The following is a 13,612-nucleotide window of genomic DNA, read 5'->3' on the forward strand; positions in this document are numbered from 1 at the left end:
ATTGGCCAGTCCGGTCCCTTGCGTTAACTCAGCATTGCCGAGCACGAGAGTGTCGCGGTGGGACGGTTTCGAAGGCCTGCGAGTCGGGATATCCGGGCTGCCGCGGACCGGCCGGGGCGAGTTTGGGCCCCGGGCCTTTTCGTGGCAACCCGCACGCGCTTACACGATCTGCAGTCCTGCGGCAATCCTATTCGGGTCGCGCCAAAATGCGTCGTTGACAAAGCGATTGAACAGATCCGGCGGTAGCAAGCTCTCGCGCGGCTCGGCCTTGACCGTGCCGCGCACGGTGTGCAGTCCCGGGGTGCCGGCTCGCTCGTCGAACTCGGACACGTCGTAGTCGGTGTGGTCGAAGTCGTGTTCGAAGGCCGGCTCGCCGAGAAACTGATAGATGGCGTGCACGGTCTTGGCCGGATCGGTGGTCAATGTCTCGTATTGCACGAGCAGCAGCCGATCGCGTTGCGCACCGAAGCACGCCTGCTTGAGCGAGTCGTAGGGCGCACCCACCATGCCGTTCTGCGCTGCGACACCGTTGGCCCGGGTGTAAACGGTGCCACCGGGTTGGAAGTTGAAGATCGATGACGGGGTGAAGACGTTGTGCTGGATGAGGCGCTCGATGCTGTCGAGGATCCACGGCATGTCGCGCACGCACGCGATGACTTTCGCATCGGGAAAGAGCTGAGCAATTGCGGGCATCCAGGCGCACCAGCTGCGGTTGGTGTCAAAGATGACGTCTGCCGGGCACTCAGCGTAGAAGCTGTCGAACAACCCATGCAACATGCGCTGGCGCGTGGCGTCGTCGATAAACACCGAGAACTCGTTGCGGGCACTCATCTCGCCCAGCAGGGCGCCGAACAGGCCGGCCAACGGGCCCGACATTCCAGCTTCGAATCGGGGATTCTGGCGCAGCAACGCGGCCAGCAGAGTAGACCCCGAGCGTGGCAGTCCGGAGATGAAATGAATGGATGTCATGGAGAATCGTGTCCTTTAGCGTCTGCCGCGTCATCCCGCGTCGGATCACGCGAGTCAGTTGAAGTCAGCCGAACGTCCTTGTGCACGTGGCGGTAGGCCCCGGCGGAGAATCCGGGACTATGGCCGATCAGACGAGGATCTTCGCCAGCTCCGACACTCCACCGGGGCAGAGCTATTCGCAAAATATCGACATGCGACGAGATCGCCGCCCGGCATCTCAACTGTCATTACCGTAGTTCGACGCTGTTCTTCGATCCGGCTATGGGTCGATAGTAAGCGCCCCAATTCGGGAATTGCTTCAAAACGAAATCATCACTTCGCAGGGTAAATTTTTTCGCCGTGAGCGATGCCCCGGCCACGGAAGTCATACGCGTCTGAGGCTGTTGGTGGTTCATGCAACTGATCAGAGCTGGTCCCCGGCTGGACGCATAGACCGCCTTAGCGCCTCGTCGATCTGCCCGCAAGTCGTCGCCACGGCCGCAACCTGCGGCCGAGTCAACGGACTCAAGAAGTAGGTCCGTACTTCATTGGCGTAGGTAACCATGGCTTCTTCCATCAACGTTCGCGCTGTTTCGGTGATGGCGGCCAGGACTCGGCGGCGGTCATGGGGACTCGTTGTGCGCTCCACCAGGCCGTCGCCTTCCAGGCGTCGTACCTGCCTGGTCAGCCTGCTGGGTAGGGCCATCGAAGCGACTGCCAGTTGGCCCATTTGGATGTTTCCATCTGGCGCGTTGGCGAGCAGCTCCAGCAGCTGGACATCGGCTAGCGACAACTGATGGGTAGTGGTCAGCTGTCGGTTTAGCGTCGTGTTCATGTGCAGAACCGCTGCCAGATAGTTCTGCCACGACTTCTGCTCGGCGAGGCTCAATTCCATTGCAGCACCATCGATTGGACCAGAAATGAAGCTGTCCATGTGGCGACAATACGCGTCACTGCACCCAATGAATAGCGACAGTTTGAAACACTTTTTGCGGCGGTAGAGTGCGAATTGCTAAGTAGTGCAACGATTACTGTGGGAGTGCTGTTAGCGACCTGCGTGTCTTGCGTGGGAGGCGGAGCCGAGTTCTCTTGGTGTTCATTAAAATAACTCGGCTTATGGCCCCTGCTGCAGAAGCATTACTTGCGCCGAGATTTCCGCTTGCCGTTGTTGGCCTTCGGCGAGGCGTGCGCGCAGTTCGTCGTTGCGTTGGGCTTGCACGATGGCTTCCAGGTGCGAGGTCCATAGTGCTTTGTCGGTGGTGAAGGACTCGAGCACCGCCTGCCAGCGTTGCACGGCTGTGGCCGCTGACTGCCCGTCGGGGGACATGCGGGCGTCGAGTTCGTCGAGTTCTTCGAAGAGGGCCTGTACCAGTAGGCGTTCGCGGCTGCCGAAGTGATAGCCGATCGCGGCGTGGCTGACGCCGGCCGCTGCGGCGATGTCGCGCACCGTCGTATTTGCCCAGCCCCGTTCGATGAGGCAGCGCTTGGCGCCTTCGATATCCGAATCCGGTGCTGGCACGCTGGCCGACGCGTTCGGGAACGGTCAGTTCGTCAGCGACCCTTCATGGTTTGGCGACCCGACGAACGACTCCGCGGTTGGCGACGAATTCGGCTTGTCCGGAGACATCGCCGCCCGCCCAGCGCGGAAGCCTCAGACACCTCAGATCGACGCGCTTCGATGGCGCTCAAGCTGACGGAATCGACGCCCGCGGTGGACAGCAACTGGTGAGACGACACGAGGTTTTCATTCTGAACCAACTAGTTCTAGTTGGAAGTGTTGTGTTGGGACCCAGAGTATCTCGCTGACCAGAGCAATCCGGACGAACCAGCCTTCGCTGAATGTCATTCTTGCCACGATGAATCCGCGAGGAAAACTGAGCATTGCTGAAATTTGGCAGCACGGCCGACCCCGTCTCGGCTAGCGTCGCGCGCCGTGGACGCAATACACAAACTCCAGCCCATGCTGCCGTTACCCGGGCTCGACGGGATCGAGCAGCGTGCCTGGCAACAATTTCTGAACTGCTCGCTCAATGTGCTGGCAGGGCTTAACGAGTCGTTGATGGACGCCCATAACATCTCCATTCGCGACGTGCTGCTGCTGGAGCTGCTCAACAGGCCGGATCGCCGGAGCCATCGGCTCTGTGCCTTGGCTCGATCACTGTGGGTGTCGAAGGGGCAGTTGACCACCCAGATCCGCCGACTAGAAGGGCTGGGCTGGATCACTCGTAGTCCGAACCGGCGCGACGCGCGCGGCATGTTGCTCCGGATCACCAGTGAGGGTCATATGCATCTGAACGCGGTGCTGGAGACCTATGCGCGGGAGGTCCGCGCCCAATACCTGGACTACCTTCAGCACGAGCACATGGTCAGCCTGGTGGACGGCTGCCGGCGGATCAACGGTTCGCTCAACACTTCCGGCGTGAAAGGCTCTCCTGAGCGGCGCGCCCGCGGGTGAGTCGGCGCCAGGCAACATAGTCAGCTGGAGTCAGTCGGGCGCCAAAGCCGTTCCGGCGGCTAAGCGATCGCGACCATAGCGCCCATCTCTGAGTAGTTGTTTGACCCGTCCGGTGGCGGTGGGAGTGCAGCACGTCCGACGGTTGCGAAGACGTCGACGAGCGCTTTGCCGGCCGAACAGCTACGCCCCCACCGGCTCCGATGACAGGCAAGAGGGAGTCGGCTGACGCCGGCGTTAGGCGACAAATCGGGGCCCGAAGCATATCCCAGAGCCCGGTAGCTACGGCCCCTTTGATGCCACGCGGAGGGCGTTGGTTCCCACCAGATTTCTGAGGCAAACATGCAGCCCTGGCCGCGAGCGGCGAGCTTTGCGGTGATCGCTCAACCGGTGCGCGCGGAAGCCGTGCGCGCGAGGGGCCATTGCGTCACTGGCAGACTCGGTAACAACTATGAACTGCGAAATACGACGTCTTATCGCGTGGTCTGTGTGCAAAACGTGGCGACTAGCTGCGCAAATGCGTTGATAGCATGCGCAGTGAATGGCACTCAGGTCGGCATTCGGCTTTTAAGCAGGTAGTTCACAGCAAAATTGATACAAACGTAAAATCAATAGGAAAATGACCTGGCAAAGACCGCCGCGGAACGTCGCCGGTTGGCGCTAGTCTGATGAATTCCTGAGTATCGCTGTATTTGAATCCTGTTTGCCGACGGGTCGGTCAACGCATCGCCTGGCCCCTGTTGTCATGGATGCGATGACTCTGGAGCCTCCGGCGAGGTAGGTGCCGGGACTCCGCAGAGGTCGACGCCGATACTGGTAGAGGTACCCCGGCTGGCCGAAAGTCGATCAGCCAAGATGGACACCAAACTCCTTGAGGCACATAAGTTCACGATCTTCGACGTGTTGCTGCCATCGTCTGCCGGCTCAGATCAGATCGCGGGGCTCCGCGGTGATCGAACGGGCTGACGTCCTGGAGTTGACGCGAGGCCGGGTGGCAACGCAGAACGCACGCCCGGAACGTGCCGATGTGCACTCGGTCCCCAGCCCGGTGGGGCGCGCTCCGGCGTGTTGCGTGTACCGGATGCGCACAGCCCATCGGCGCATTGACGACCGACGCGTTGACGATTTGCGCGTATAACTCGGTTTATCGCGCGGGCAGATGCACGCCCTGTTCGACACCTGCCGCGCAGTCAATGCTCCGCCGTTGGAGTGCCTGCCGGACGATTCCAAACGAGCCTAAGTCGGCACCCCAATCCAGTCGGTGAGCGCGGCAACGGTGACGGTTATGGAGCATGGGTACCAGAACCCTGCTCCCATGGCCGGTGAAGTTTGGCCCGGGTGCGCTGGCGGTGAGTTTGCTGGGATGATGCGGCGCCGCGGGCGTGCACGACGAAACGGTGTTTGTTGTTCTCTGTGGGCGACTCTCCTTCAACGGGTTTGCCAAGACGGCTCTCGGCACGCCTGTGCCGTCACCCGTCGAGCGACCTGAAACGTGTTGCAATAACGACGTTATTCAGCAAACTAGATATTTGCCCCTTTACTGCATCTGAGCACCGTGTAATACTCAAAAAACAAACATCTAGCTATCTAGTGCTTGCGAGGGAACGCGTTACGAAAAGCTACTCGCGAGTAGCTTTTGTCGTGAACTAGGTAGTTCAGTCTGAAAATTTTCTGCTACGGGATCGAGAAGTCTATGACCAGCGCAACGTCGCCGACTCGAAGATTGCCGATCGCCACCGTTGGGTGGTGGATTTGCGGTGACAATTGAATTTGCCAGCGTTTCCTCTCGTGTGGAACAACCATGTTGGATACCGTCCCCCGCCGTGGAGGAGACGACTGCCGGGCCGCCGACGAATCGCTTGCCGGGGCTCGATGACTTGGAGCAGGAGTGTTGGCAAGAGTTCTTGAACGCATCGGCGCGACTGGTCGACGTGCTGAGCCGGCGACTTCTCGCGGAGAACCAGCTCACGCTGTTCGACTTCTTGCTGCTGGACATCCTTAACAGGGAGCCTGGTGGGTGGGCGCGGATGGGTGACTTGGCACAGGAGTTGATGGTCAATCGCAGTCGGATCAGCCAACAGGTTCGGCGGCTGGAGTCGCAAGGGTTGGTGCGCCGCGCCCGCAGCACGATGGATTTGCGAGGTGTGGTCGCGGTCATCACCCGCCAGGGGCGGGCGAAGGTCAAGCCTGCCGCGGAGGCGTATGCCCAGGATGTCCGCAGGTACTACCTCGATCAGATGTCGCGTCGGCAGATGATCGCGATGAGCGACGGGTGTCGTCGGATCACTCAGCGGGCGAAGGCTGCGGAGCCGCCAGGGTTCGAGCTGCTCTGAGCCCGGTTAGTTCCTCCTGTTCGCTTATCTAAATATTACTTCAATACGACGGCTAGCTCCCGGCCTGCGGCAAATGTGCAGGCGCGCTGCGCCGCTGGCTGTGGCGTTTTTCGCCAATTACTCGTGCCTTACGTGCGCACTGTCGACGAGTGCTGCAGTGGTTTGCCAAGCAGAGGCCGTCAGGTCGGCATCTTGGACGCAACGATCCGTCACATACTCGACGCGTGTCAAATCCTCTTTTGGTCGATATGAGCAGCTCAAACGCCTAAGCAGCGCCCCGTCCCCGCCATAACCAGATTTATGAACGTGTTCTAATCAATTTCCAGAATATTTCTAAATGCAATTGTGTCGACCGCAAGTATACGTTGCTGGAGCCCCTGGCGAGGTGGATTGATCAGCTATTTTGGTTCATTATTGGATTGCGGGGAATCGCCAGTCGCGAACGGATCATTCAACCGCGCCCGAAACCTGTAGGAACCTGAGTTCTTCTGAGGTAATTTCTCATTTCGACCCACATAAAGGTCTCTCGAACCTTGTACCCGTTGAACTGAAGGTGAGCTCTGAGGAGATGGCAATGCCGTTAGCACTTCGTCCCTACGCCACCGCCGGTGTCGCGATCGTGGGCGCCGGCCTCGTCGCAGTCACACCGGCGGCCGCGCCACTGCCCGGCGGCAACAGCTTCATCGACGTCGGCCTCGCGGCCGACGGCAGTCCACTCGGCAATCTGCTCGACCCGTGGCTGCAGGTCCTCGGTACCTCGACGGACAACGTCAACACGCTCACCCAGTCCTTCTATCTGGCTCCCGGCGTGGCGTTCCAGCAGCTGATGGCCAACCTCTCGGGCTACGCGCAGCAGGTCATCGACGACCCGGCGAACCTCACCCAGGTCACCAACGACCTGCAGGAGAACTGGCAAGCGGCGATGTCTGCCATCACGCTGCTGAACGCCAACCAGGACACCGTGGATGCGGTGGTTCACCACACCATGGATGGCACCGCTACTGGTGGTCACAGCACGATGTTCGGTCAGATCGCGGGTTACTTGCCGCCCGATCAGGCGGACTCGATCATGCCGATCATCAACTTCTTGGCTTCGCCGTGGGGCGGCGTCATCATGGGCTCGCTGGGGCCCGGCATCAGCCCGTGGGTGGCGCTGCTGAACAGCATCATCGACGGCGACAGCTTCGGCCAGATCATGGCCAGTCCGCTCAACGGCTTGTTGAACGGCGCGACTCTCGACCTGTCCAGCCTGACCCCGATGATCAACGGCCTGGGTCTTTTCCCGGGAGACATGGCGATGACCCATTTGGACATTGCTTTCGGCGGGCTGCTCAGTCCGGGCGGCCACGTCCAGGTAAACCCCTACAACGTGGTCGACGACGCCGGCAACTCAGTCGGCTCGGTGCCCGCTGTGGGTGGCTCGATCTTCAACAGCGTCGGTATCACCTTTACTGGTGTTCCGGTCATCAACACGCTGCAGCTCGACAGTGACGCGGTCGGCCCGTTGGGGGCCTGGCTGGGACTGGATCAAGTCATTGGCAGCCAGCTCGGCTGGGGCACCTGGAACGGCAAGTCCGGTCCGTACGACGTGCCTGCGATGCCACCCGGGACTGACATCGACTTCCCCACTAACTTCGACGATTTGTTCAGTGACTTTTTCCCGGCCGACGGGCTGGACGGTTGACCGGGCGCATCAACTCCACCAACAAATTTCAACTTGCCAACCAAGACTTTTTTTACAGGAGAGGTGTTAGCAAATGAATCGTCGTCACACCAGCAGCCAGTCGCGCCGTCATCGGGTGGCCGGCGCAGGCAGTGCGGTCGCTGCGTTCTTGGCGTTCGGGATGAGCCCGTTGGCTGCTGCCCCGCAGGCGCAGGCCGACTTCGAGGACTTGATCGATTTCGGGTGGCTCAATGACATGTTCAACTCGGCCGATGTTGCGCCGCCCCCCGACTTCGATCCGGGTGCTGCCCTTGGGTCCAATTTCGACATGTCGAGCTTTATCGGGCAGTGGTTCTATGAGCCGCTGCACGCCGGCATGCAGTGGTGGATCACCAACCCGTTCGGTGAGTTGATCAACAACAGCATCAATGACTTCTCCGGGATGTATCTGATCGGCAATGGCCTGGATGGGACCATGGTCAATCCCGATGGTGGCGACGGCGGCTTGTGGTTCGGTGACGGCGGGGATGGCTGGAACAGTGACATTGCCGGCGCTGACGGTGGTGACGGCGGGGCTGCTCTCGGGTTCTTCGGCAATGGTGGTGACGGCGGCGCGGGTGGCATCGGTGCTGATGGCGGCGCTGGAGGTGCCGGTGCCCTGTGGATGGGCAACGGTGGCGCCGGTGGCGCCGCCGGCGCCGGGGCCCTAGGCATAGCTGGTGGCAACGGTGGTGACGGCGGGGCTGCGGTGGGCTGGTTCTTCGGCAACGGCGGCGTTGGTGGCGACGGCGGTAACGGAGTCGCCGGTAGCTACACCAATGGTGGCAATGGTAACGGCAGTGCCGGCGGTAACGGTGGGGCCGGCGGCCGCGGCGGCGCTCAGTACGGCAACGGCGGCGATGGCGGAACGGCCGGTGTCGGGGGAGACGGTGCCGCCGGCACGGTCGATCACATCAATGGCGGCAACGGCGCTGCTGGCGGTAACGGTGGCGCGGCCGGATCCAACTTCTGGCAGCACGGCCAGACCGGTGTCGGCGCCACGGGCGGCGAAGGTGGCGCCGGCGGTGATGCGTTCAAGAACGTCAACGGCGACTTCCTCGGCAACGGCGGTACCGGTGGCGCCGGCGGGGCGGGCGGAGAGGCCGGGCCGGTCGGCGGCAGCTCCATCGCCGGCACCCCCGGTGACGGTGGTACGGGTGGGACCGGTGGTCAGGGCTTGACCGGAGGCAACGGCGGCGTCGGCGGTGCCGGTGGGCAAAGCGCTGGCACGGACGCCGGCAACGGCGGAACCGGTGGTGACGGAGGCGCCGGAATCGCCAAGGGCGGCAACGCCGGCGCGGGTGGTGTCGGCGGTGCGGCCGGCGGCTTCAACACCGGCGGTGTCGGTGGTACTGGCGGTAAGGGCGGTGATGCCAGCGGTGCCGTCGGTGTCCAAGGTGTCGCCGGTAATGGCGGTGTCGGCGGCACGGGCGGTGCCAACAACATCGGTACCGCCGGCAACGGCGGTCTCGGTGGCGATGGCGGCAACGGTGGCACTGCCGACAACACCATCCAGACCTTCGGCGGTGTTGGTGGTAACGGAGGCGCTGGCGGCGGCACCACCGGTGGGCACGCCGGTGCCGGCGGCGACGGCGGCAACGGCGGTAACGGTACGGTCGGTGCTGGCGGTGGACTGCTCGCCGGTTCGCACGCCGCCGGCGGTAACGGCGGCACCGGGGGCAGCATGCCCATTAACGGCTCGGGTACCGGCGGTGATGGTGGCAACGGTGGTAACGGCGGCACCGGTACCGGCTGGAAAGACGTCGACGGTGTCGTCTTCACCGACAACCCGGGCACGGTCTACAGCGTCGGTGGCAATGGTGGCAGTGGTGGTGGCGTTGGGTTCACCGTCGCGGGGACCGCGGGTTCTGGCGGCGACGGCGGTGCTGGGGGCGACGGCGCCACTATCGGCGTCAGCGTCGGCGGTAACGGCGGCAATGGCGGTTTAAGCGGGCTCGGGGCCGGCGGCGCCGGTGGTGCCGGTGGCGACGGGACCGCCGTCGGTGGTTCCGGCGGTGATGGTGGTGGCGGCGGCGCCCAGGGCGATGATTCACCGGGTGGTGCCGGTGGTGCCGGTGGCGACAGCACGGCCGCGACGCTAGCTCCCACGAACACCCTCAATATCTCCAGCCACGGAGGCAACGGAGGCAACGGAGGCACAGGAGGCGCGAACGCTAGCGTCGGCGGCACCGGCGGCGACGGTGGCGCCGGTAACGCCGGTAATGGTGGTAATGGTGGTAATGGCGGTGTCGGAGGTGGCGGCTTAACGGGTGCCGGCGGTACTTCGGGGAATAGCGGCGGGAGCCAGGCGGATGCACTCGGCGGCACTGCAAGCAACGGCGGCACCGGAGGTGCCGGAGGCAACGGCGGCCATGGTGGTGCCTCCAACACGGGCGATGGCGGTCGCGGCGGTAACGCCGGCACCGGCGGCACCGGCGGCCTCGGCGGCGCCGGCGGCACCGGCGGGACCGACAGCACCGGCAATGGCGGCACCGGCGGCCTCGGGGGCGTCGGTGGCGCCGGAGGTGCCGCCGGTACCGCCGGCCAAGGCGGTGCCAGCACCAGCGGCACGTCAGGCGCCGACGGTAACGACGCCCTTGACGGCGCCGGTGGCACTGGCGGCCAAGGCGGTGCCGGCGGTGTCGGGGCCAAGGGCGCCGACGGCGCCAACTCCGCGACTGGAGCCGGCGGCGACGGATCTGCCGGCGGCACTGGCGGTCAAGGTGGTCAAGGTGGTCAAGGCGGCACGTCGGGTACCGGCAACGGCGGCCTCGGCGGCACCGGTGGCACCGGCGGGTTAGCCGGTGATGGTGGTAATGGTGGTAATGGTGGCACCGACAGTGGCGGGGCGGGGTACGACGGCGGTGCCGGTGGTAACGCCGGTGCGGCTGGAGCCGCCGGTAGTGGTGGCCAAGGCGGTGCGAGCGAATCCGGCACCGACGGCGGGTCGGGTATGGCCGGCAACGACGGTTACGGCGGCAACGGCGGCAACGGCGGCAACGGCGGCAATGGCGCAGGTCCCGACAACAGTGCCGGTAACGGTGGTGCCGGTGGCGATGGCAGCGATGGTAGCGGCACCAATTCTACGTCTATCGGCAAGGGCGGCAACGGCGGCGCGGGCGGTAACGGCACCAACAATGCCGATGGCGGTGATGGCGGTGACGGCGGTGACGGCCCGGCGAGCGGCGCTGGAGGCGATGGCGGTAAGGGCGGCGACGGCACGGGTGGTAACGCCAATGGCGGTAACGGCGGCAATGGCGGTAAAGGCGGTGAGGGTGCCAACGGTGCCGATGTCACTGTCGGTACCGGAGGCAAGGGGCTAAACGGCGGCCTGGGCGGCCACGGTGGCGCTGGAGGAAACGGTGTCGGCGCCGGGAACACGGCAGGGAACGGCGGTAACAGCGGTAACAGCGGTAACGGCGGTGACGGCGGAAGCGGTACCACCGGCGGCAAGGGTGGCCTCGGCAGGGCCGGCAATCCCGGTGGCGTTGGCGGTACCGGCACCAACGGCGCCGCTGGCGGTAACGGCGGTGCTGGCGGTAACTCTGGTAACGGCGGCAACGGCGGCGACGGGACCAGCCGCGGCGGGGCCGCCGGGGCGGCGCAGGCCGGTGGCCTTGGCGGTGCGGCCGGGACCGGCAGCCCCGCGGGCCAGACCGGCAGTGACGGCGATACCGGCACCCCCGGCCAGCCCGGTCAGGTTATCCCCTGAGACCGGCCGCGATAGATCACTGATCACGGTCGCCGGGTCCGCAATGGCCCGGCGACCGTGGTCGTATCCGAGAAAGGTGAGGAGATCATGTCCACCGCGATCACCCTGGTCGACTTATTGCGGCGGCAAGCCGACCGTTATGGGAACAAGGTGGCGTTCAATTTCTCCTACAACGGTGACGGCGAGGAAGAGAGCCGGCTGACTTACCGCGACCTGGACGTTAAGGCCAGGTCGATCGCGGCCAGCCTGCAGGCCCAGGGTGCGGCGGGTCAGCGGGTGTTGGTGTTTTGTCGTCCGGGTTTGGATGCGATTGTTGGTTTCTTTGGGTGTTTGTTTGCGGGTGCGGTGGCGGTGCCGGTGCATGAGCGGTTGGCGCCGCGGTTGTCGTCGGTGATTCCGGATGCGCGGGCGGGTTTTGCGATTGCGGCCCCGGAGACGCCGGGCAAGGTCAAGGCGATGGTGGACACGGTGGTCGAGTTGAGCAATGGGCAGCCGGTGCGGTGGTTGAGCACCGATGCGCCCGCTGCCGACGCCGACGCCTGGGTGGTACCGGATATCGACGCCGACGCTACTGCGTTGGTGCAGTACACCTCGGGTTCGACTACGGCACCCAATGGTGTGGTCGTTACGCATGCGAATTTGATGCACAATCTGGGCGCGATTCGCCAGTCCTGGCCTGGGGATGATCAGCAGGTTGCGGTGTTGTGGTTGCCGCCGCATCACGATATGGGTCTTATCGGTGGTGTGCTGCAGACGATTTACTTGGGTTACACGACGGTGTTGATGTCGCCGAGCGCGTTGATGAAGCGGCCGATGGCGTGGTTGGAGGCGATTTCGCGCAACCGCGGCACTTATACCGTGGCACCGAATTTCGCTTTTGAGATCTGTGTGCAGCGCAGCACGCCGGCGGAGCGGGCGGCACTGGATCTGTCGCGGCTGGCGGTGGTGATGAACGGTGCTGAGCCGGTGCGGATGGAGACGATGCGGGCTTTTGCGGAGGCGTTTGCTCCGGCGGGTTTTCGGTTGGAGGCGTTTCGGCCGGTGTATGGGCTAGCTGAGGCGACGCTGCTGGTTACCGGAGACTCGGACTCCGAGCTCCCGGTGGTGCGGCATGTGGACCGGGTTGCATTGGAATCCGACCGTGTTGTCGACGGCGCGCCGGATGCGCCCACCACCGTGACGTTGGTCGGTTGCGGAAAGCCCCGCGGCGGACAACAACTCGCCATCGTCGACCCGGAAACCCACCGGCGCAGCGGCATTGATGAAGTCGGTGAGATCTGGGTTGCCGGTCCCAGTGTCGCGCGAGGCTACCTCGGCGACCCGGAGAAAACCGCGCGAACCTTCGCGGCGCATATCGCTGAGACGGGGGAGGGCCCGTTCCTGCGCACCGGCGATCTGGGTTTCCTTTCGAACGGCGACCTGTACATCACCGGGCGCTACAAAGATCTCGTCGTGATCGGCGGTGCCAACTACTACCCGAACGACATCGAAGTCACCGTGCAGGGATGTCACCCCGCGTTTCTCTCGGGGCGCAGTGCGGTCTTTGCGGTCACACCGGAATCGGGTGCCGCCCAGCTCGTTATGGTGCAGGAGGTGGATCGCGAACGAGTCACCGAAGGCGATCTCAACGAGATGGTGAACGCAGTGCAGGCCGCGCTCGCCTCGCACCATGGGATTCAGGCGGACTCGATAGTCCTGGTGCAGCCGCGGAGCATTCCCATCACCTCCAGCGGCAAAGTCCAGCGCGGCCTGTGTCGGCAACAGTTCCTCGATCGTGGCTGTCCGACGGTGGCCGAATGGCACGCACCGCGGCAGCCCGCCCCGGTCGGGATCCTGGAGCAGGCCGCTGTGGCCAACATCTTCCAACAATCATTAGTTCGCTAGGCATCCCGTCAAATCGGACTGCTGCCGAGACCGACGGCGGCCCGAATCGTTCCTACCGCTCGAAATTGCTGCCTACTACTCGGGATCGGTGAATGCTGCGCCGATCTGTCGGCAGCTCTCGCCCAACGCTGCGATCTGCGGTCGTGACAGGTGCCCGAGGAACTCGGATCGAACCGCCTCGGCATAGGTAACGTTGGCTTTTTGCAACATCTTTCGGCCCTTGTCGGTGCTGGTGGCTACCACCACACGTCGGTCACCCGGACGTGGAGTTCGCAGTACCAGCCCTTCGCCTTCAAGTCGACTGATGTGCCTGGTTATCCGGCTTGGGTGTGACAGCAGCGCCTCAGCGAGATCGCCCATTCTGGCACCGTCGGCAGGTGAATCACGCAGGATAGCCAGGATTTTCACATCGGCCAGCGTCAACTGGTGTGCGTCCATCAATTTCCGATTCAAGGCCCCGAACATGCCCATGGTGGTCGTCAAGAAATTCTGCCAGGACCGATGCTCAGCGATGTCGAGGCCCGGCATGGCGCTGGCGGTCCGCCGGACGTTGCGCCCAATCATGGGGCAATCCTATGTGA

The 13,612-nt window shown here is 63.8% G+C and carries 9 protein-coding genes; 5 read left to right on the forward strand and 4 right to left on the reverse strand.

The window, feature by feature from the left end:
• Window positions 1-159 precede the first annotated feature (159 nt).
• The 3 genes from ACKY0W_RS06505 to ACKY0W_RS06515 form a co-directional block, all read right to left on the reverse strand.
• Window positions 160-969 (reverse strand): sulfotransferase family protein, encoded by an 810-nt coding sequence (locus ACKY0W_RS06505; RefSeq protein WP_409436879.1) that lies wholly within the window; start codon window positions 967-969, stop codon window positions 160-162.
• A 403-nt stretch (window positions 970-1,372) separates the two neighbouring features.
• Window positions 1,373-1,882 carry a MarR family winged helix-turn-helix transcriptional regulator gene (locus ACKY0W_RS06510; protein WP_409436880.1) on the reverse strand — a complete coding sequence of 170 codons (510 nt, stop codon included), beginning with the start codon at window positions 1,880-1,882 and terminating at the stop codon, window positions 1,373-1,375.
• Window positions 1,883-2,062: 180 nt separating this feature from the next.
• Complete coding sequence (locus ACKY0W_RS06515; RefSeq protein WP_409436881.1) at window positions 2,063-2,467, reverse strand: TetR/AcrR family transcriptional regulator; 405 nt, start codon at window positions 2,465-2,467, stop codon at window positions 2,063-2,065.
• A gap of 441 nt (window positions 2,468-2,908) precedes the next feature.
• On the opposite strand from ACKY0W_RS06515, the gene ACKY0W_RS06520 reads away from it, so the two are divergent.
• The 5 genes from ACKY0W_RS06520 to ACKY0W_RS06540 all read left to right on the forward strand — a co-directional run bounded on the left by ACKY0W_RS06520 (window position 2,909) and on the right by ACKY0W_RS06540 (window position 13,031).
• A complete protein-coding gene (locus tag ACKY0W_RS06520; RefSeq protein ID WP_409436882.1) occupies window positions 2,909-3,403 on the forward strand; it encodes a MarR family transcriptional regulator in 495 nt (164 codons plus the stop codon).
• A gap of 1,820 nt (window positions 3,404-5,223) precedes the next feature.
• Complete coding sequence (locus ACKY0W_RS06525; RefSeq protein ID WP_409436883.1) at window positions 5,224-5,733, forward strand: MarR family winged helix-turn-helix transcriptional regulator; 510 nt, start codon at window positions 5,224-5,226, stop codon at window positions 5,731-5,733.
• 574 nt (window positions 5,734-6,307) lie between these two features.
• On the forward strand, window positions 6,308-7,417 hold the full coding sequence (gene gjpA, locus ACKY0W_RS06530) for an outer membrane porin GjpA (protein WP_409436884.1): 1,110 nt from the start codon (window positions 6,308-6,310) through the stop codon (window positions 7,415-7,417).
• Window positions 7,418-7,490: 73 nt separating this feature from the next.
• Window positions 7,491-11,147 carry a PGRS repeat-containing protein gene (locus ACKY0W_RS06535; RefSeq protein WP_409436885.1) on the forward strand — a complete coding sequence of 1,219 codons (3,657 nt, stop codon included), beginning with the start codon at window positions 7,491-7,493 and terminating at the stop codon, window positions 11,145-11,147.
• A gap of 87 nt (window positions 11,148-11,234) precedes the next feature.
• Window positions 11,235-13,031, forward strand: coding sequence for a fatty acyl-AMP ligase (locus ACKY0W_RS06540; RefSeq protein ID WP_409436886.1), 1,797 nt, complete (start codon window positions 11,235-11,237; stop codon window positions 13,029-13,031).
• 75 nt (window positions 13,032-13,106) lie between these two features.
• On the opposite strand, the gene ACKY0W_RS06545 is transcribed toward ACKY0W_RS06540, so the two are convergent.
• Window positions 13,107-13,595 (reverse strand): MarR family winged helix-turn-helix transcriptional regulator, encoded by a 489-nt coding sequence (locus tag ACKY0W_RS06545; RefSeq protein WP_409436887.1) that lies wholly within the window; start codon window positions 13,593-13,595, stop codon window positions 13,107-13,109.
• Window positions 13,596-13,612: the final 17 nt, after the last annotated feature.

Source organism: Mycobacterium sp. SMC-14, from assembly GCF_046250075.1.
GTDB lineage: Bacteria > Actinomycetota > Actinomycetes > Mycobacteriales > Mycobacteriaceae > Mycobacterium.

Bases quoted from the DNA above. Each gene is read 5' to 3' on its own strand.
- ACKY0W_RS06505 (WP_409436879.1), bottom strand. From the start codon at position 969: ATGACATCCATTCATTTCATCTCCGGACTGCCACGCTCGGGGTCTACT.
- ACKY0W_RS06535 (WP_409436885.1), top strand. From the start codon at position 7,491: ATGAATCGTCGTCACACCAGCAGCCAGTCGCGCCGTCATCGGGTGGCC.
- ACKY0W_RS06545 (WP_409436887.1), bottom strand. From the start codon at position 13,595: ATGATTGGGCGCAACGTCCGGCGGACCGCCAGCGCCATGCCGGGCCTC.
- ACKY0W_RS06540 (WP_409436886.1), top strand. From the start codon at position 11,235: ATGTCCACCGCGATCACCCTGGTCGACTTATTGCGGCGGCAAGCCGAC.
- ACKY0W_RS06510 (WP_409436880.1), bottom strand. From the start codon at position 1,882: ATGGACAGCTTCATTTCTGGTCCAATCGATGGTGCTGCAATGGAATTG.
- gjpA (WP_409436884.1), top strand. From the start codon at position 6,308: ATGCCGTTAGCACTTCGTCCCTACGCCACCGCCGGTGTCGCGATCGTG.
- ACKY0W_RS06520 (WP_409436882.1), top strand. From the start codon at position 2,909: ATGCTGCCGTTACCCGGGCTCGACGGGATCGAGCAGCGTGCCTGGCAA.